At 42.9% G+C, this 17,799-nt stretch carries 20 protein-coding genes; 8 read left to right on the top strand and 12 right to left on the bottom strand.

The window, feature by feature from the left end:
• Nucleotides 1–58: 58 nt before the first annotated feature.
• The 8 genes from AABA11_RS08630 to AABA11_RS08595 all read left to right on the top strand — a co-directional run bounded on the left by AABA11_RS08630 (nt 59) and on the right by AABA11_RS08595 (nt 6,133).
• Nucleotides 59–190, top strand: coding sequence for a hypothetical protein (locus tag AABA11_RS08630; RefSeq protein ID WP_265727967.1), 132 nt, complete (start codon nt 59–61; stop codon nt 188–190).
• Between the two features lie 235 nt (nt 191–425).
• Nucleotides 426–1,274, top strand: a complete 849-nt coding sequence (gene ehuB / locus AABA11_RS08625; protein WP_338267059.1) for an ectoine/hydroxyectoine ABC transporter substrate-binding protein EhuB — start codon at nt 426–428, stop codon at nt 1,272–1,274.
• 18 nt (nt 1,275–1,292) lie between these two features.
• Complete coding sequence (gene ehuC, locus AABA11_RS08620) at nt 1,293–1,952, top strand: ectoine/hydroxyectoine ABC transporter permease subunit EhuC (RefSeq protein WP_338267056.1); 660 nt, start codon at nt 1,293–1,295, stop codon at nt 1,950–1,952.
• Entirely contained in the window at nt 1,952–2,629 is a 678-nt protein-coding gene (gene ehuD, locus AABA11_RS08615; protein WP_338267054.1) for an ectoine/hydroxyectoine ABC transporter permease subunit EhuD, read from the top strand. The genes ehuC and ehuD overlap by 1 nt, the downstream gene beginning before the upstream one ends.
• Nucleotides 2,626–3,399 carry an ectoine/hydroxyectoine ABC transporter ATP-binding protein EhuA gene (ehuA, locus tag AABA11_RS08610; protein WP_338267051.1) on the top strand — a complete coding sequence of 258 codons (774 nt, stop codon included), beginning with the start codon at nt 2,626–2,628 and terminating at the stop codon, nt 3,397–3,399. Before ehuD ends, ehuA begins: the two co-directional genes overlap by 4 nt.
• 131 nt (nt 3,400–3,530) lie before the next feature.
• Complete coding sequence (locus tag AABA11_RS08605; protein ID WP_338267049.1) at nt 3,531–4,241, top strand: ZIP family metal transporter; 711 nt, start codon at nt 3,531–3,533, stop codon at nt 4,239–4,241.
• Nucleotides 4,242–4,323: 82 nt separating this feature from the next.
• Nucleotides 4,324–5,496 (top strand): benzoate/H(+) symporter BenE family transporter, encoded by a 1,173-nt coding sequence (locus tag AABA11_RS08600; RefSeq protein WP_338267046.1) that lies wholly within the window; start codon nt 4,324–4,326, stop codon nt 5,494–5,496.
• A 10-nt stretch (nt 5,497–5,506) separates the two neighbouring features.
• Complete coding sequence (locus AABA11_RS08595; RefSeq protein WP_338267044.1) at nt 5,507–6,133, top strand: GntR family transcriptional regulator; 627 nt, start codon at nt 5,507–5,509, stop codon at nt 6,131–6,133.
• Here AABA11_RS08595 and AABA11_RS08590 read toward each other — a convergent pair whose 3' ends face one another.
• The 12 genes from AABA11_RS08590 to nadC form a co-directional block, all read right to left on the bottom strand.
• Nucleotides 6,134–6,823: a sensor histidine kinase gene (locus AABA11_RS08590; protein ID WP_265727959.1), complete on the bottom strand. Its 690-nt coding sequence runs from the start codon at nt 6,821–6,823 to the stop codon at nt 6,134–6,136. It lies immediately after the preceding gene.
• On the bottom strand, nt 6,823–8,040 hold the full coding sequence (locus tag AABA11_RS08585; protein WP_338267041.1) for a tetratricopeptide repeat-containing response regulator: 1,218 nt from the start codon (nt 8,038–8,040) through the stop codon (nt 6,823–6,825). Before AABA11_RS08585 ends, AABA11_RS08590 begins: the two co-directional genes overlap by 1 nt.
• Before the next feature lie 26 nt (nt 8,041–8,066).
• Nucleotides 8,067–8,291 (bottom strand): DNA gyrase inhibitor YacG, encoded by a 225-nt coding sequence (locus AABA11_RS08580; RefSeq protein ID WP_265727957.1) that lies wholly within the window; start codon nt 8,289–8,291, stop codon nt 8,067–8,069.
• Nucleotides 8,285–8,896 carry a dephospho-CoA kinase gene (coaE, locus tag AABA11_RS08575; protein ID WP_338267039.1) on the bottom strand — a complete coding sequence of 204 codons (612 nt, stop codon included), beginning with the start codon at nt 8,894–8,896 and terminating at the stop codon, nt 8,285–8,287. The genes AABA11_RS08580 and coaE overlap by 7 nt, the downstream gene beginning before the upstream one ends.
• Nucleotides 8,893–9,684: a prepilin peptidase gene (locus AABA11_RS08570; protein ID WP_338267037.1), complete on the bottom strand. Its 792-nt coding sequence runs from the start codon at nt 9,682–9,684 to the stop codon at nt 8,893–8,895. Before AABA11_RS08570 ends, coaE begins: the two co-directional genes overlap by 4 nt.
• Complete coding sequence (locus tag AABA11_RS08565) at nt 9,685–10,749, bottom strand: type II secretion system F family protein (RefSeq protein ID WP_338267035.1); 1,065 nt, start codon at nt 10,747–10,749, stop codon at nt 9,685–9,687.
• Nucleotides 10,736–11,686: a GspE/PulE family protein gene (locus AABA11_RS08560; RefSeq protein ID WP_265727953.1), complete on the bottom strand. Its 951-nt coding sequence runs from the start codon at nt 11,684–11,686 to the stop codon at nt 10,736–10,738. The genes AABA11_RS08565 and AABA11_RS08560 overlap by 14 nt, the downstream gene beginning before the upstream one ends.
• On the bottom strand, nt 11,683–12,135 hold the full coding sequence (locus tag AABA11_RS08555; protein ID WP_265727952.1) for a pilin: 453 nt from the start codon (nt 12,133–12,135) through the stop codon (nt 11,683–11,685). Before AABA11_RS08555 ends, AABA11_RS08560 begins: the two co-directional genes overlap by 4 nt.
• Before the next feature lie 62 nt (nt 12,136–12,197).
• A complete protein-coding gene (locus AABA11_RS08550; protein WP_338267030.1) occupies nt 12,198–12,704 on the bottom strand; it encodes a hypothetical protein in 507 nt (168 codons plus the stop codon).
• An 11-nt stretch (nt 12,705–12,715) separates the two neighbouring features.
• Nucleotides 12,716–14,815 (bottom strand): phosphate acetyltransferase, encoded by a 2,100-nt coding sequence (pta, locus tag AABA11_RS08545; RefSeq protein WP_338267028.1) that lies wholly within the window; start codon nt 14,813–14,815, stop codon nt 12,716–12,718.
• Between the two features lie 46 nt (nt 14,816–14,861).
• Nucleotides 14,862–16,052 (bottom strand): acetate/propionate family kinase, encoded by a 1,191-nt coding sequence (locus AABA11_RS08540; RefSeq protein ID WP_265727949.1) that lies wholly within the window; start codon nt 16,050–16,052, stop codon nt 14,862–14,864.
• A gap of 2 nt (nt 16,053–16,054) precedes the next feature.
• Nucleotides 16,055–16,903: a carboxylating nicotinate-nucleotide diphosphorylase gene (gene nadC, locus AABA11_RS08535; RefSeq protein ID WP_338267025.1), complete on the bottom strand. Its 849-nt coding sequence runs from the start codon at nt 16,901–16,903 to the stop codon at nt 16,055–16,057.
• Nucleotides 16,904–17,799: the final 896 nt, after the last annotated feature.

Below are 17,799 nucleotides of genomic sequence, written 5' to 3'. Positions count from 1 at the left end.
GCAGTCAGCGTATTTTATCTACTCTAGACTGATAACGTGAATGATGTGGAGAGAAAATGTGAAAGCATGGATAAATGTTTTGTATAAGGCCGCAAGATTGTCAGATAAGTACACTATTCAAGACAATAATGCTCACGAAGAATGGCATGGTTGGGACGCGTGGGTCACTATAGACAAACATTCTGAATAATAATCAGCATTTCATATAAAGCCAGTCAATCAGTGACTCCTATGCTAGAGGATTCACTGATTGACTGGTTTTTTTTGCCTTTTAAGTGTGCGAATTTTCTTTTATGTCTGCTTGGGATTGGTGTGAAATTGATTACAGATCTAAATATTTCTTGATCATTATCTAAATATTCTTTAGGGTAAACAGACTTTTTTTGGCAATGATGGCCATTTTACTAACGAACATGAGGTTTATTATGAAAAAGATATTTGGAAAATTTATTATATCTCTAATGAGTTTTTCTGCTGCATTACTTACATTTTCTGTATCAGCAAACACCCTAGATAAAATTCAAAGCGAAGGCGCTGTGACGATTGGTGTGGCCAACGAAGTGCCTTATGGTTACACCACACCAGATGGAAAACCAGCAGGTGAAGCACCGAGCATTGCGGTCCATGTTCTAAATGACTTGGGTGTAGACAATGTAAATGTTGTTGTCACTGAGTTTGGGTCTTTAATTCCTGGTTTAAGAGCAGGGCGTTTTGATGTGATCGCCGCAGGTATGTACATTACGCCAAAACGTTGTAAGCAGATTCTATTTTCGAATCCTACATACAGTATTGGCGAAGGGTTTCTTGTTAAGAACGGCAATCCTCAAGCACTAAATGGTTACGATAGCATTGATGCTAACGATGTGAAGCTGGGCGTTATGTCAGGTTCAGTTGAGTACGGTTATGCACGAGATTTTGGTATTGCAATGAATAAAATCGTAACTTTACCAGATTACCCGTCTGGTGTGGCTGCGCTTAAATCTGGTCGTATCGATGCGCTTGCTGGAACAAGTCTAACCATGGCGTCGTTGGCTCAGAAAGACGATCGTGTTGAACTGGCACAGCCTTTTACTCCTCTTATGATCAAAGGCGAATCGGTTAAAGGTTATGGTGGCTTTGGTTTCCGTCCTGCCGATACGGCACTGCGCGATGCGTTCAACGAAAATTTAACGGTTTTCATCGATACCAAAGAACATATCGCTATGGTTGAACCATACGGTTTTGGTAAACATACCTCTCCAGGCGGTATGACTGCTAAAGAATTGTGTCAATAACTCCGGAGAATTAGACTCATGGATTTTGGAGAAATTGTCTCCGTATTATTCCAGGGAGCCATTGTCACAGTAGAAATTGTGGCAATGGCGTTGCCTTTAGCCGTGTTGATGGCGTTTGGTTTTGGCTTGATTCGCTTATATGCTCCCGCTCCTTTCAAACAAATTGCGATTGTTTACATTGAATTTTTTCGAGGCACATCAGCCCTTATTCAATTGTATTGGATTTACTTCGTATTGCCCTTTTTTGGAATCACCATTGATGCTATGACGGCCGCTGTTGTCGCTCTGGGTTTAAATATCGGAGCTTATGGTACGGAAGTAGTACGAGGTGCCATTCAATCTGTTCCTAAGGGGCAATATGAAGCATCTATAGCGTTGAACTTCACCTCTTCCCAGCGTCTGTGGCGAATTATCATGCCACAAGCTTTGGTCAATATGATTCCTCCATTTGGGAATTTAGCCATCGAACTAGTCAAAGCTACGTCACTAGTGTCTTTGATCACCATTGGTGACTTAACTTTTCGGGCAAAATCATTAGCGGATACCACATTACAGGTGGGAGAAATATTCGGCGTAGTCTTGTTGTTTTATTTTGTTATTGCTCAATGCTTAGTGTTTGTTATCCGACGCTTAGAACGTCACCTTAGTACTGGATTAGGGCGTGGAGGGATTGGTTAATGAATGGATTTGAATGGGACTGGGCGTTTACGTGGGAAGTGCTCCCTATGATACTGTCCGCCGCGAAAGTGACTTTGTTAGCCACCTTATTGGGCAGTCTGTTTGCCATTTTTATGGGGCTGGTATTTGCATTATTACGCCGCCACAAAAGTCGTACGCTACGAACGATTGTCTATTGGGTTGTAGAGTTTATAAGAAGCACGCCATTGCTGGTACAGATATTCTTTTTGTACTACGTAATGCCGGAATTTGGCGTGAGTATGTCACCACTGGCAACGGGTGTGTTTGCTTTGGGTCTTCATTATGGGGCGTACTTATCTGAGGTGTTTCGTAGTGGTATTGATGGTATAGAAAAAGGTCAATGGGAAGCTGCAAGAGCATTGAATCTGTCTTTAGTGGATACTTACAAAGACATTGTTTTGCCTCAGGCTATTCGACCCATGATACCTGCAACAGGCAATTACATTATTGCCATGTTTAAAGAAACTCCGCAATTGTCTGCTATTACATTGTTGGAGATGCTACAGATTGCAAAGATTATTGGTTCTGAGAATTTCCGATATTTGGAGCCTTTTACATTAGTGGGGATTTTGTATCTCGTGTTTAGTATTGTCGCGGCCTACGGTATTCATCAGGTCGAACGACGCTTTCCAAAAGAAGGATTTAGTTTGAAATGAGTGCGCCCATTATTGAATTTAAAAATGTAAAAAAATGCTTCGGTGAGACGATTATTTTTAGTGACTTTAATTTCAAAGTAGAAGAAAACGAAATCGTCTCAATTATTGGACCAAGTGGCTCTGGAAAAAGTACTTTACTACGAATTTTGATGACATTAGAAAATATTGATGGTGGCTACATTAACGTGGCTGGTGAGTCCTTATGGCATATGCCTTGGCAAGGGCAATATGTTCCTGCAAATAATAAACATTTGCACAAGATGCGTAACCATCTTGGGATGGTATTTCAGCATTTCAATTTGTTCCCCCATATGACAGTAAAACGAAATATTACTGAGGCGCCCATGCGGGTAAAGGGCGTGCCGCGAGCCGAGGCTGAAGCTTTCGCAGAAAAGCTATTGCAATTGGTTGGTCTGGCAGACAAAGCAGACAGTTACCCTAACGATTTATCCGGTGGACAAAAACAGCGGGTGGGCATAGCTCGAGCGTTGGCGATGAAGCCATCAATTCTATTGCTTGATGAAATTACTTCGGCGCTTGACCCAGAGCTAGTTGATGAAGTGTTGGATGTAATACGCAATCTTGTAAAAGAAGAAAGTTTTACAATGTTATTGGTAACCCATGAAATGTACTTTGCTCGCGAAATCAGTGATCGAGTGTGCTTTTTTGACAAAGGTGCAATAGTGGAAGAAGGGGAGCCAGAAGTGATTTTTACTCAACCAAAAGAAGAGCGGACAAAAGCGTTTCTAAATGCTTATTTAGGTCAGTGATCTCATTAGCGGTATCATAATATTGGATTTTTAAGGCGCTCAATAGGGCGCCTTTTTTTATGTAAACTATGTTCGTGACAAGTTAATGCGTGGCATTAATAATGCAGAGATATCGACAAGAGAGCTAAATTATGACCCCTTTGTACAGTGTGATTTTACTTACGTTATTGGCCGGTTTGGCAATGCCAGTAGGGGCAATGATTGCCCATTATGAACGTATACAGCCTATTTGGTTGGAAGCGGAATTGATGCATGGCATTACGGCATTTGGTGGTGGTGCCTTGTTATCGGCAATTGCATTGGTGCTTGTGCCTGAGGGTATTGAGTATTTTTCCGCAGGGGCGGCGGCCATTTTGTTCTTAACTGGCGGGTTTGCCTTTATGTTTTTGGATATTCAGTTATCAAAAAGCGACACATCAATGAGTCAGCTGGTGGCAATGCTGTCTGATTTTATTCCTGAATCGTTGGCTTTAGGGGCTGCATTTGCACTGGGTAATATTAATGGCGTGTTATTGGCCGCACTGATTGCAATGCAAAACGTGCCTGAAGGGTTTAATGCCTTTCGAGAATTAAAGGCATCTTCGCATTATCGTCCATGCATTATCATTCTATGGTTTGTATTACTGGCTATGACAGGGCCTATTGCGGGCGTGATTGCTCTTCTTTGGTTAGTAGAGTGGCCTTCTGTTATTTCGGGCATTATGTTGTTTGCTTCGGGTGGGATTTTGTATGCGGTATTTCAGGATATCGCGCCTCAGGTTGTATTGGAAAAGCATTGGGCTCCACCAATGGGAGCGGTAATGGGGTTTGCTTTTGGGTTGGTGGGGTACATGCTGACGTGATGCTAAGAAAAAATGTATACAAAAATACACTAATTGAAATATAGTTAGCACTCTTTAAAAAGCTCTAGAAGGGAGTTGAGCCGTGCTACGAATTGTTAATGATGTGAGTTTGAGTGCAATTGTTGCTGGTTTTGTCGCTGTGCTCATCGGTTTTGCGAGTTCTGTTGCTATTGTTTTTCAAGCTGCCCAAGCGGCAGGGGCTGACTCCAATGTTATTGTGTCTTGGATAATGGCACTTGGTTTGGGTATGGGGGCAACCTGTTTCTTCCTGTCTTTATGGTATAGATCTCCAGTCATTACGGCGTGGTCAACACCTGGTGCGGCTTTGCTGGCAACCAGCTTAGGGACAATCAATTACTCTGAAGCCATTGGTGTGTTTGTTTTTGCTGGCGCATTGACCTTGTTGACGGGTGTATCCGGCTTGTTTGATAAAGTAATGCGTTTGGTTCCTTTGCCATTGGCTTGCGCTATGTTGGCGGGAGTGTTGTTTAAATTCGGATTGTCTATTTTTGACTCTATGATGAGCGATGTCTTCCTTGTTGGCATTATGCTAATCACTTATTTGATCAGTAAGCGATTTGTACCACGATATTCGGTCTTGTTTGTGTTGGTTTCTGGTGTTGCCTTCGTTTTAGCGAATTCTGGCAGTCAAATTATGTCAAACATTCCATTTGAATTAGGGGCTTTTGTGTGGGTATGGCCAGAATGGAATCTGGGGGCTTTGATTGGTATCGGAGTGCCTTTGTATATTGTCACCATGACATCTCAAAATATTCCGGGGGTGGCTGTAATGCGCAGCAGTGGCTATCAAACTCCGGTTTCTCCGTTGATTAGTTGGACTGGATTAACCTCAATTATGTTGGCTCCGTTGGGCGGTTTTGCTTTTAATCTTGCAGCCATTACTGCGGCTATTTGCTCCGGCGATGAATGTCATAAAGATCAAAAACGGCGTTACATTGCTGGTTTGTCTGCGGGTGTGTTTTATTGGTGCGCAGGCTTGGCTGGCACCTCTGTAGTGGCATTATTTTCCATTTTTCCTTCGACAATGATCGCGGCATTGGCTGGGATAGCGTTGCTAGGAACCATTGGTATGAATCTGAAAAATGCCATGGCCGAGGACAACAATAGAGAGGCGGCATTAGTAACATTTTTGGTGACTGTCTCTGGGGTGTCGTTTGGCGGAATCGCTTCGGCCTTTTGGGGGATTCTGTTTGGGGTGATTTGTCTGTTGATTTCGAACTTGAAGCGTAAGTGAGTAAGATGCGATGGAGATTGTTCAGAAAATCAAAGAAGATATTTTGACCAACCAGTTACCTCGTGGTATTCCTCTTCGTCAGGTAACTTTGTCATACCGATATGGAGTAAGCAGAATTCCAATTCGGGATGCGTTAGTTGCTTTAAAAGCGGAAGGCTGGTTGGTACCAAATGGTAAAGCAGGCGTTATGATTCCAGACCTAAACTGGAAGGAAGCTGAAGATCTTTCTTTAATGAGAGCGGAGCTAGAGAGCCTCTTATTCTCCATGGCATTTGATAGCATCTGTGAAGAAAACATCGAACAGGCAAGACTATTTTTGGCAGAGTTAGATCAAGAAAACATGTCCCTTGTAACCCGTGGAGAATTGAATTGGCAGTTTCATAGCGCGTTGTATTTCGCCGCTAATCGACCGACATTGCAACGAGTCGTCGAAGGGTTAAATGCTCAGGCGTCGCGGTATTTAGGTTTTCAATATGGGCCTTTAGCGTATCGAGAAACGAGCCAAGATCAACACCAAGAGTTGCTTGCCTTAATCGAATCCAAAGAAAAAGACGCGGCATTGGCTTTATTAAGACGGCATATAGAGCAAGCTGGGTATCTATTAACGCAGTATTTAAAAACCGTGACCGCAGGATGATTACACGTTGTAAAGTAAATCTATATTACTTGGTTGCGGTAAAAATACGGTTAAACTGGCTCCGCCCAAGGCCAGAGAGGACTCTTTCTTTATGAACCCTGTTCTTTCGTTAATCACGTGTGCGTTGGCCGATAATTCGGCAAAATAAAGCCCTAAACCTGTATTGCCTTCTAGGAACTCATCGCCGTCCTCTTCTGTATTTTTAAACCCCTGACCATCGTCCTCTATTGCAATGATTAAGAATTCGTTTTCTTTTTTTGCGCTGATTGTAATTTTCGATTTAGCGAATCGAAATGCATTATACACTGCAGTACTTACGACAGCTGTCATGAGTCGTTCATCAAAAATGCCCGTCAAACTTGCATCACAGCTGTATTCCAATTGCAAATTTTTTGCTAATGCAGAAGGGTGTAAAGCAAATACCTGATCGTCGAGAAATTCGTCTAATAAAAAGGTGTCGACATGCAAGTCATAACCATCTGAGGCTAGGCGATAGAGATAAAGGTATTCGACCCATTCGTCATTTAACTTTTTCAATGACTCTTCAATTAATATGATTTTCTTTTGGTTAGCGTCCTTGCTGCCGATGACATCTTTCAGGCTTTGTAGTTGGTACAGTAGTGTTCCTACTTGGTTTTTACTTTCGTGGATTGCACTGGCCAAAATAGTACTGATGTCGAGTTTTTTCATTATTGAATACCGCCAAAAGCCGCTGCGTATGAGGCGCTTTGTTGTTTCGTTGGAGCGGTTGAACTGCCACTTTTAACTTCGCTCAACCATGCTTCAAAAATTTGTTTCGCCGTTAATGTATCTTTGTCGGCAAGGTAGACGTCTATCTCGCAGCTGTATGCCTTTGCCTTGTTGTCTGGGTTATCAAAGAACGACTCGTGTACTTTTTTGAGTGTGCTGTCAAAATTGTCTTTTTGTCTTGGCAAGAGTGGGCCATTATCGGAAATTCTAGCGAGAGACTCTAAATGATTAAGATAGACATCCGCTGTGTTGTAACAGGAGTATTTGGCGAGAAAAACCGCGCGACGATAAGACATTTCAGCGGTCATACTGTCATTAAGATCTAAACTGATCTTACCTAATTCCATTTGGCGCAAGATGTTCTTTGGGGATCGGCCGATGGCTTCAATTAATGTAGATTGCGCTTCTTCTAGCTTTCCTTCGACAACTTGAATTTTAGCCAGCCAATCGTACGCGCTGACAAAGAATCGATTATCCAACATCAGCTGGCGAAAGCTTTGTTCTGCTTTTTCGAGCTCGCCCATCAAAAAGTAAGATTTTCCTTTGCCAAAAAGAGCCCATGGCATTTTTCGACTTTTCAGTGTTTTGTTAAATAGCGAGAGTGCTTTTTTATATTCTTTTAACTCTAATAAGCTTTCGCCAATGATGCGTTCGCATTTGCCTATCAATGATGGATACTTCTTCATGACAATTTTTGCAGCGGCAATGGCGCTCTCAAAATCGCCTTTATCAAGGGCAATGTTGACGTTATACAACCTTTCTTTGGTTTCTAATAGTTTGCTTAGACGTCTTTGTAAAACGGCTTGTGAGAACGGTTTGGTAATATAGCCATCAGGCTGATATTCAATCGCACCCATCACCATTTCGATGGATGTTTCAGCGGTCACCATTAAATAGGTAGCGGTATTGGGTATCAGTTTGGAATGCCTAACTTCTTCAAGGAGCTGTTGACCGTCTTTACCATTGCCAAGATTGTAATCCGATAAAATCACATCAAACGTTTGGTTTTTTAGTAATTCAATAGCGGTTTCCGCTTTCATGGCAATGTCTATGGAAGTAAAGCCAAAGTCGGTCAGCATTTTTCTCTGCATTATCCGAGCTTCAGCCATATCTTCTATGAGTAGCGCTTTCTTTTTCGAAAAGTCTTGTTGAGCCATAAAAAATTACGTTCCAGGTCTAGCAATTATAAAAAAGATTTATTTGGATCAATGACGAGATCCGCTGAGAAAATTTCGTCTTCTTCAGAGGTTTGCTGAGGTATGGAGTAGGATTCACTTGCCCACGCACCCAAATCAATCAATTTACATCTTGCACTACAGAAAGGACGATCTATATTTTCTTTCGTCCAAGGCGTTTTTGTTTGGCAGGTAGGGCAGGCGACTAAGGCTGCCGAATTACTATTTAACATGGTAGCGACTCTAAAATTTTTTGGTGCAATTTGAAGACTTTAGCATTCATTTCGTCAAGATTGCCAGCGTTTTCCAAGATGAAATTTGCCTTCTCTAGACGTTCTTTATTGCTCAATTGTGTTGCTATGATTTTTTCCGCACTTTCTTGGTTTACCTTGTCTCGGCTCATTACACGTTGACGCTGTATTTCAAGAGGTACATCAATGACTATTACCCAGTTGCAGAGTATGTCTTGCTTTGTTTCAAACAATAAGGGGTGAACTAGCAAGGCGTATTCAGAAGTTGTTGACTTCAGTTGAGTGAGTATTTCTGATCGGATAGCGGGGTGCGTTAAAGCTTCCAGCCAACGTCTTTCCGCTGGATCATTGAAAATGATATCGCGTAGCGCGCGTCGATTTAAGGCCCCGTCTTCTAATAGTATTTCGTCACCAAAGTGGTGTTGAATTTCAGAAAGACAATAGGAATTCGGTTCAACAACAAGTCTGGCGACGTCATCGGCATCGACACTTTGAATGCCCAGTTGATTAAAACAGCGTGCGATAGTGCTTTTTCCTGAGCCAATGCCGCCAGCTAGGCCAACAATAATCGGTGTGTGGTCTGTCATAGTGATATATAAAAAATCAATAAGGCTGAAAAAATCAAAAAGGGGCCAAATGGGATGTGTTCGGAGCCCTTTTTCTTGAAAACAACAGTGTATAGGATTCCACCCAGACTTGCACAAAGTAACAAGTTCGTCATATTCGAAAGCCCGAGCCATGCACCAAGTGCCGCAAGGAGTTTGGCATCACCTAAACCAATGGCATCACATTGTCGAAAAGTTAAATATGCCCAATGCAACGAGTACACCAGAGCGTAGCCCATTAACATGCCTAAGACACTGTCGGACAATGCCGATGAGAAAAGGTGTAGGAGCAGCCCGCAGGTTAATATAATGGCGCTGCATTCATCGGGAATCAGCTTATTTTCCAAATCAACTGTACCAGCAGTGATTAATGCGCTTATCAAGATGGTCAGTAATAGCAATTCGGAAATGTTGCTATTGCTGCTTAAAAGCGGGAGGCATAAAGCTAAATGAGCGAGTTCGATAATGGAATAACGGTAAGAAATAGCGTTTTTACAATAACGACACCGACCTTTTAAAGCGATAAAGCTCAATACTGGGATAAGATCTTTCCAAGACAAGAGGTGGCGGCAATGAACACAGAAGGAACGCTTGCTCTGGGCATCTTCGGGACTTGAAGTGCGAAAGGGAATTGAAAGGATGTGGTGAGCTTCCTTCTCCCAAAGGTAAGTTTGTCTTATTGGCCAGCGCCTTGTGTAAGCCGCAGAATAACTGCCAATAGATAAAACAAGTGATGCATAAATAAGATAGATAAAAATCACTTCATACATTTATGGCATCTCGATCAAAGGAGCATACAAAGATACCAGCGCCGAGGCCACCACGCTGCCGGCTAGCAAAAGACACACCGCAGGGATAAGTTTTTCAAGCAGTATGATGTTCTTGTTCCAGCGCTTCTCATGTTCTTTGGTGGCGAGAGTGAGCGCTCTTTCAATGTCACCATCCTGCTCGGCAGAATGTAAAGCAATAGCAGACTCGTTTGGAAACCATGATAAAGGAAAGCTGGTGGCGTAATTTTGCCCAAGACGAAGGGTGTAATAGACGCGATAAATGTCCTGTTTTATGGGACGATATTGGAAATATTCAGGCATGCTTTTGAGGGCTTGCTGTAACGTCATGCCCGTTTTGCGTGTTGTGCTTAATAATGAGAACAGTTTTGTTAAGCGAAAATTTGCGCTGTATTTTTCAAGCCAATAGCAGGCGTGGCCTAGGTGTAAGCTTCTTACACACACTATTTGAACCATGGAACACAGTGCATAAATGGATAGGCTTAGTGACAAATCAAACAGGCTGTTTTCTGCAGAAGACGGCCGAAGTGTTTGGTTAAAGATCAAAATGATCAGGGCAATTTGCATGATACAGAATGGGTAAATCAGCGATTTTAAAAGTCTTTGTGACCAATTCAGTAGGGAGTCGAGTTGCAATATTGAAACACTCAGGCTTTTTTCACAGTCTTCACGAGAGCCATGCGAATTGAGTAATTGACAATAAGGGGCGGCTGAATCTTGTGTCAGCCTTTGCAGCGCATCATTAAAAGCAACGCCGGATTCTAGCTCACTTAAAATAGCTTTGCTTGTGTTTGCCATCATGGGATTGGGTGATGATGTGGCGAAATGAGAAATGGCTTGGTTTAGCTGGAGGCCAGATTGCAATGCGCTTTGAATTTCTTCGAAAAAAGTTTGCAGTGATTTGTAATTGTGCTTTTTGGGCTTCCAAAGAAAAATAGAAATCTTCCATTCCCCTCGGCTAACATATTGAAATAGAAGCCTGTTTTTAGATTGCTCATACTTATAATCAATGTTGCCGTCTAGGTGTTTAATCTTAAACCATGGCATGTGATGTCTCGTGCTGTTGATGTGAAAACGCTTTCCATAAAGACGGTGTAGCAATAAGCGAATCATAATCTTGTGGTAGAAAGTCACGCCACTGTGGCTGAAGCCCATTAAAAATAGGATGTTGGGACGATGATTTGTACTGCATCGATTGGTGAATTATGAGCTTTAAGGAGCTTGCCAATGAGAAAAAATCCACTTGCCAGCCATGGCAACGATGCATGGCATCTAGCGCAGAGTTTGTATGGAGTGTTGCTAGTACAAGGTGTCCTGTTAGCGCGGCGTTGACGGCAAGATTTGCGGTCACCGCGTCTCTGACTTCTCCCACCATAATAACGTCAGGGTCTTGTCTTAAGAAAGATTTTAGTAGAGCCGCTGAGTCCAAGCCTATGGCAGGATTGGGTTCGCATTGGAATAAACCTTGAATTTCATACTCAACAGGATCTTCAATGGTAAAAATGGTTTTTTGTCCAGTATTCAATTCGTCGAGGCAGGAATAAAGCGTCGTACTTTTTCCCGCACCTGTCGCACCGCAGACTAAAATTAACCCACTAGGCTGGCGTAAAGTGTTTGCTAGTGTGGTTTGTAATGATGGTTGTATTCCGATTTTGTCCAGAGCGAGCCGATTTTTTTCAGGCAGTAGCCTTAGTGCGACTTTCTCACCTTTAACGGTTGAAATAATACTGACTCGGATGAAGGTGTTTCTGTGCCTCTCTTGGAATAGAAACTGTCCTTCTTGAGTTCTCCTTGTCTCAGATAAATCTAAATTCGCTCGCATTTTTATGCGATTGATCAAGTTTGCTCCAGGTGGCAAGTCTAAAGTTTTATTTAGCAATCCATAACTGCGTTGATAAATTTGAATGCCTTGATTAGAGACCTCAAAATGTATGTCTGTGGCGTGGTGATTTACGGCGTTGGAAATGATTTCTTCTAAAGTCACTCTTCATCTCCGGCAGTGCTATTACATTGTAGCGGTAGCAGTTTTGCTTCCAAATCAGATGTGCAAGACCATTGCCTATTTTCATCTCTTGAATACTTTAGGTATTGGTTTTCTGTAATGCCGGTGCTGTTATTTAGCTTGATGACAATACTGCCTGTCGTTGCATCAGAGCTTTCTATCGTTATGGATTTGGCAATAGAGTCTGATAATAGGGGCTGCTTTATCTGAGTGAATTCAGCATCAGTTGGAAACGTGCCTTCTAATAAGATGAATTCTTCCACCAATGATTGATGTTGGGTGATCAGGTTTTGTGCTTCTATCAGCTTTGCTTTGGCGATTTGCCGTGTGAAAGTGGGTGCTGATAAGCTGGCTAGTATAGAAATAATGGCAATAACAACCATTAGCTCTAATAACGTAAAACCTTGACTGGTTTGACGGGAAAGTCGCATTCTTCACTCCTTGAAGAGGGCTTGTATTGGCGTCCTGCTAATACTGTGTATGTGTTTATAGCCTAAACGATCTGATCTAGAAAGTCTCCTGTTGGTGTTTTTTCTTGGTAAGAGTGTGTTTTATTGTCTTTTGGGGAAGCCTGAACAATGGGTTCTAGGTCATCTTCGATAAATTCTTCTTCTATGAGTGAATCATCTTCGTTTTGTTCTTCTCTGATCTCATCTGCAACTTTATGGTTGCGTTGAGACAATGCTTGCCCCTGTTCGGAAATAGTCACGATTAGATCGCTGGAGGCTTTGGCATTGCGTGCATTTAATGCGGCCATATTGGTATCTTCATCTGAGCGAACGTCAAATGTTGTGTATCCAGGCGTGATATTAGTACTTAGCGTGTGGCCTGAAAGAGCAATGGAATGGGGAAGGCTACCAGACATAAGGATCACCCGATAAATGAAGATGAATAAAGAATAATAGGCTAAGCGAATTCTGTCCACTATTGCATAAAAAAAGCCATGCTGAGGCGATAACCTATATCGTGGCTCCAGCATGGCTTTTGTCATAACGGACATTTTAGAAACACTTAGGAATTGTTAATTTGTCCTGCTTGAATGGCGGTTATCGCAATGGTGTACACAATGTCATCCACTAAGGCGCCGCGAGATAAATCGTTTACGGGCTTGCGGATGCCTTGTAGCATTGGGCCAATACTTACCACATCAGCACTTCGTTGAACGGCTTTATAGGTTGTATTACCAGTATTTAAATCTGGGAAAATAAACACGGTTGCTTTGCCGGCTACCTTGCTATTAGGCGCTTTTTGCTTGGCCACTTTTTCCATGATCGCAGCGTCATACTGTAACGGGCCATCAATAAGTAAATCTGGGCGCAGGTTTTGCGCTATGGCTGTGGCCTCACGAACTTTATCAACATCATTGCCTGTGCCAGAGCCCCCTGTGCTGTAGCTGATCATCGCCACTTTAGGGGTAATGCCAAATGCGGCAGCGGAGTCTGCGCTTTGAATGGCTATTTCAGCAAGCTGCTCTGCCGTTGGATCAGGGTTGATAGCACAATCACCATAAACCAATACTTGATCTGGTAAACACATAAAGAAAACAGAAGACACAAGACTGGCATTTGCGGATGTCTTAATCAATTGTAAAGCCGGACGGATGGTGTTTGCTGTCGTATGAACGGCGCCTGATACTAGGCCGTCTACATCGCCGACTTGTAACATCATGGTGCCTAAAACCACATTGTCTTCCAGTTGTTCGCGAGCAACAATATCAGTCAGCCCTCGACCTTTTCTTAGTTCCACCATCGGAGCAACGTAGCGTTCACGAATGCTGGCTGGATCAAGTATTTCGACACCATGGCTGAGTTCTATGCCATTATTTTGAGCAATTCGCAGAATCTCTGTTTCGTTACCCAATAAAGTGCAACGGGCAATACCGCGTTCAGCGCAAATAGAGGCGGCTTGAATGGTACGAATCTCTTCGCCTTCTGGCAAAATGATGCGCTTGTTTAACGAGCGAGCAAGCTCAATCAAGCGAAATCGAAATGCCGGAGGGGAGAGCTTTCTTTCTTCTTGGTTCAAGGCAAAAGAGTTGATCCAGTCATGGTCGATGCATCGAGCAATGTGTTCTTTTACCATCAAAACACGTTCTTTATCATCAAGAGGAATCTCTTGGTTAAAGGACTGCATATTGATAACGGTTTCCCAGCTATTAGATTCAACGGAAAGAACCGGAAGGCCTTTTGCCATGGCTTTTCCGCACAATTCCATCAATGCTTCGCTTGGTTGATAACCGCCAGTTACTACCAAGGCGGCAATTTTTATGTCATTCAATGCTGCAATGGCGGTCGCCATGATGATGTCTGTACGATCACCGGGTGTGAAAACTAAGACTCCAGGTCGCAACGCTTCCAACATGTTTTCTACACCACGTGCGCACAGCGTATAGGATTGCACGCGGCGAGATTCAATTTCGCCAGCATTAATAATCCGAGCGCCAAGAAAATCTGCAACGTCTTTTACCCGTGGGTAAGTTAATTCATCCGCTTTTGGGATTTGCCCTAGCAGGCTAAAATTGCGTTTAAATATGCCTCGTTGAGCGAATAAGTCTCCGTAAGATTTCACCCCTAAAGAGCCTGGCGTTGTCTTATTAAGAATACAACCAATCACATCGTTGGCTTTGATGCCACCATAGGACCCCGCTGCGATCTCTACATGATGTTCTAGCTCATTAACTCGCATGTTATTCGGTGCTGTGACGAGCACCAGTCCCGCATCAAGGGTTCTGGCAATGGCTTTGTTGAGTCTCGTTGCGTAAGGGTGTCCTGCTATTTGCGCAAGACCTTCAACAATGACGGTGGAATCCGGTTCTACACTCGCTTGGAAGCGACCAACGATTTCTTCCATTAGTTCGTCGATGTTGTCGTTGTATAAATAACGCTCTGCTTCATGAAGAGGAATGGGTTCTGCAGGTGTCAGTGTGGAACCTTGGGCAACCATCGCAGTGGATTTATCTGGCCCTTTGTCTCCAGGTTGAGGTTGCGCAATAGGTTTAAAAAAGCTGGCTTTTAAACCTTGCTGTTCAAGCGCGCGTACAAGGCCAACCGAAACGGATGTTAAACCGACTCCAGGGCCTGTCGGGACGGTCATGAGAACATTTATTGACATAGTTGATGAATCCTAAAGTAGTCCATTATTGGGGGTGTGGTTTCAATCAATGCTTAATTAAACTGATGGTATCAAGCGCGATCATAAGCTCTTCGTTAGTCGGAATAATCCACACATCTGTACCGCTGTTTTCTGAATGTATGTTCAGTGTTTCGCCTCGAGGAGCTTGCTCATTTTTATTTGAATCTATACGGATATTGAGCGCTTTCAAATGATCGCAAATACTCTGGCGCAAATAGCCCGAGTTTTCACCAATGCCGCCAGTAAAAACAAGGTGGTCTATGCTGTCTAGCGTGGTGGCAACGCTCGCTAAATGTTTTGCTGTGCGAGCTGCGAACATATCTAAAGCCAGTTTGGCTCTTTGGTCGCCAGACATCATGGCGTCTTCAAGCGTTCTGCAATCGTTGGATATTTCGGACACGCCCAATAAGCCGCTTTTTTTGTTCAGAATATCGAGCGCAGCATCAGCCGAAATGTTTTCAGCTTGGCTAATAAAAGAAAGCAGACTAGGGTCTAGGCTGCCTGAACGAGTCCCCATCATCAAACCTTCTAACGGCGTAATTCCCATGCTGGTATCTGAAGATTGTCCTTTGTTGATAGCGCAAGTGCTGGCGCCATTTCCTAGGTGAGCGACAAGAACACCTTGCTGATCACTGCCAGGTACTATTTGCGCTAAACGTTGGCTTATGTATCGGTAACTGGTGCCATGGAAGCCATATTTACGGAAGTGATGTTCTCGGTAGAAGTGCATTGGGATCGGGTAAAGGTATTGCTCTGGCGCCAATGTTTGGTGAAAGGCAGTATCAAATACAGCAGCTTGTGGAAGTCCTGGGAATAATTCAAACGCGACCTCTATGCCTTTTGCGTGCGCTGGATTGTGAAGCGGGGCGAATTGCGCGCACTCTTTAATGCCGTCTAATACTTCTTGGTTTATTAATACGGACGTGCCAAAGGTTTCGCCACCATGAACAACCCTATGCCCAATACCAACAAGCGTTTGCTCGATAGATGGGCGCTCATTTAGCCACTCTTTGATGTGCGTAACGGCGTTTTTGTGGCTGCCATCTTCGAGTGTAAGCGTATTCTTCGTCCCTTCAAATTTGAACGTGATGTTGCTCTCATCGGTTCCTAAACGATCAGCGATGCCTTCGACAAGAGTCTCTTGACCTGCGTTAGCTAAGATGGCGAACTTTAACGAAGAACTTCCGCAGTTAATAACTAAAATACTATCGTTCATGTTTATTCCTGTATTACGCGTAAGGATAAGTCTATTGCTTGAACATGTTTTGTTAATGCTCCAATAGAGACAAAATCAACCCCTGTTTGGGCGACTCTTAATAGGCGTTCTTTATCCATATTGCCGGATGCTTCGAACTTTACTTGGCCTTTGAAGCTTGACACCGCAGTGCTCATGTCTTCATAGGAAAAGTTATCGAGCATTATTATGTCGGCTCCTGCGTGTACCGCCATCGTTACTTCTTCAAGGTTTTCTGTCTCAACTTCGATGATTTTACCTGGTGCGATTTTCTGTGCCATTGTCACCGCATTGGCAATAGATCCGGCTGCCATAATGTGATTCTCTTTTATAAGAAACGCATCAAACAAACCCATTCGATGATTTTTCCCACCCCCCACGGTCACAGCGTATTTTTGCGCTTGGCGCATGCCTGGTAGAGTTTTTCGTGTATCCAAGATAGTCAGTTGGGTATTTTGAACAATGTCGCTGTATTCTTTCGTGACGGTGGCGGTATAGGACAGCGTTTGTAAAAAATTTAAAGCGGTACGTTCGCCGGTTAAAATTGTTCTGGCATGACCTTCAATGGTTAGGAATGGCTGATTTATCGTTAATTCATCGCCATCTTGGTTGTGCCATTTTAAGGACACCTTATTACCTAATTGAGCGAAAACCTCATTAACCCAAGCCTGACCACACAAAATGGCAGGCTCTCGGCTGATAACGGTGGCTTTAATTGTTTGCTCATCAGGAATCAACTGAGCGGTAATGTCGCCCGAGTCGATGTCTTCTTCTAAGGCAAAAGCAACTTGAGATTGGATATGTTTAGTTAATGGGGCGCTCAAAAGAGTCATGTACTATCCTAAGTTTGTCGCATGAAATTAAATCACTATTGTAGCGTTATATTGGTAATGCGTCAGTGTTGATTTATCGATATTGATTGATTTAAGAGGTCTTTTACTGAGGCGGATCAAAATGTTGCATTGAGCTGATTGAATGGTTTGTCCAAGCGATGCAATGATGACTGTCATGAGGCTGCTGTTCGATACCCTTAGAGAGGGCTGTTATAACTAAAGGGCCGTCTTTGAGCTATGTGTTGCCTGTTGTTTATTGTCTTAGGTATTGAAAATGCGCAAGATTCACACAATTTATACACTTCATGTTGCTGGTGAATTTTGGTCTCTAAGTGGGGAGTTTAGGGGTTTTGACAAGATTTCTGTCTGTTTTTTGTCTGTTTTTTGTTCGAAAACCCGGGGGCAAGGGTGGTTGAATTATTCAATCTTGATGTGAGTGGCTAGGCGATCTCTTGATTAGGTGTTAATCTTACGCCCGAATTAGACACTTCTGAAATAGAAGAAAGCCTATCGAAAGGTAAGGTTTTGGTAAAAGATCTGAAGTGCAGACGCATTTAAAGAATGTTCTCTTACTTATCTAAGTAAAAAGTTTTGAATTTTTATGTGCACTTAGTAAGGCTATTTGCATGTAGAAACTTAATGTTGGGTTTGATGAACCAAACCCAAAATGGAAGCGATCCGACTAGGTACACTAGTGGTCGATACAATGGAAATAAAATTAAAACAATAATAATTGCCATTGGAACGGATACAAACGACGCTTTAGCGCAATCAAATAGGGTGTCGTTTTATCCGAAGTCGGCTGGAACTTATTTATGGCTATTCATATAAGTTCCGATGGTTCGTTTAAGTAGCCCCCAAGGCTTACATACATAGATTGTCCTTGGAAGGTTAAG

It is taken from the genome of Marinomonas pontica, from assembly GCF_036322735.1.
Classification (GTDB): domain Bacteria; phylum Pseudomonadota; class Gammaproteobacteria; order Pseudomonadales; family Marinomonadaceae; genus Marinomonas; species Marinomonas pontica.
This window is presented reverse-complemented; position numbering and strand designations above follow the sequence as displayed.

Excerpts from the sequence above, each read along its gene's own strand:
- ehuB (WP_338267059.1), top strand. The coding sequence starts at position 426 with ATGAAAAAGATATTTGGAAAATTTATTATATCTCTAATGAGTTTTTCT.
- ehuC (WP_338267056.1), top strand. The coding sequence starts at position 1,293 with ATGGATTTTGGAGAAATTGTCTCCGTATTATTCCAGGGAGCCATTGTC.
- ehuD (WP_338267054.1), top strand. The coding sequence starts at position 1,952 with ATGAATGGATTTGAATGGGACTGGGCGTTTACGTGGGAAGTGCTCCCT.
- ehuA (WP_338267051.1), top strand. The coding sequence starts at position 2,626 with ATGAGTGCGCCCATTATTGAATTTAAAAATGTAAAAAAATGCTTCGGT.
- AABA11_RS08605 (WP_338267049.1), top strand. The coding sequence starts at position 3,531 with ATGACCCCTTTGTACAGTGTGATTTTACTTACGTTATTGGCCGGTTTG.
- AABA11_RS08595 (WP_338267044.1), top strand. The coding sequence starts at position 5,507 with ATGGAGATTGTTCAGAAAATCAAAGAAGATATTTTGACCAACCAGTTA.
- AABA11_RS08590 (WP_265727959.1), bottom strand. The coding sequence starts at position 6,823 with ATGAAAAAACTCGACATCAGTACTATTTTGGCCAGTGCAATCCACGAA.
- AABA11_RS08585 (WP_338267041.1), bottom strand. The coding sequence starts at position 8,040 with ATGGCTCAACAAGACTTTTCGAAAAAGAAAGCGCTACTCATAGAAGAT.
- AABA11_RS08580 (WP_265727957.1), bottom strand. The coding sequence starts at position 8,291 with ATGTTAAATAGTAATTCGGCAGCCTTAGTCGCCTGCCCTACCTGCCAA.
- coaE (WP_338267039.1), bottom strand. The coding sequence starts at position 8,896 with ATGACAGACCACACACCGATTATTGTTGGCCTAGCTGGCGGCATTGGC.
- AABA11_RS08570 (WP_338267037.1), bottom strand. The coding sequence starts at position 9,684 with ATGTATGAAGTGATTTTTATCTATCTTATTTATGCATCACTTGTTTTA.
- AABA11_RS08565 (WP_338267035.1), bottom strand. The coding sequence starts at position 10,749 with ATGCCATGGTTTAAGATTAAACACCTAGACGGCAACATTGATTATAAG.
- AABA11_RS08555 (WP_265727952.1), bottom strand. The coding sequence starts at position 12,135 with ATGCGACTTTCCCGTCAAACCAGTCAAGGTTTTACGTTATTAGAGCTA.
- AABA11_RS08550 (WP_338267030.1), bottom strand. The coding sequence starts at position 12,704 with ATGTCCGTTATGACAAAAGCCATGCTGGAGCCACGATATAGGTTATCG.
- pta (WP_338267028.1), bottom strand. The coding sequence starts at position 14,815 with ATGTCAATAAATGTTCTCATGACCGTCCCGACAGGCCCTGGAGTCGGT.
- AABA11_RS08540 (WP_265727949.1), bottom strand. The coding sequence starts at position 16,052 with ATGAACGATAGTATTTTAGTTATTAACTGCGGAAGTTCTTCGTTAAAG.
- nadC (WP_338267025.1), bottom strand. The coding sequence starts at position 16,903 with ATGACTCTTTTGAGCGCCCCATTAACTAAACATATCCAATCTCAAGTT.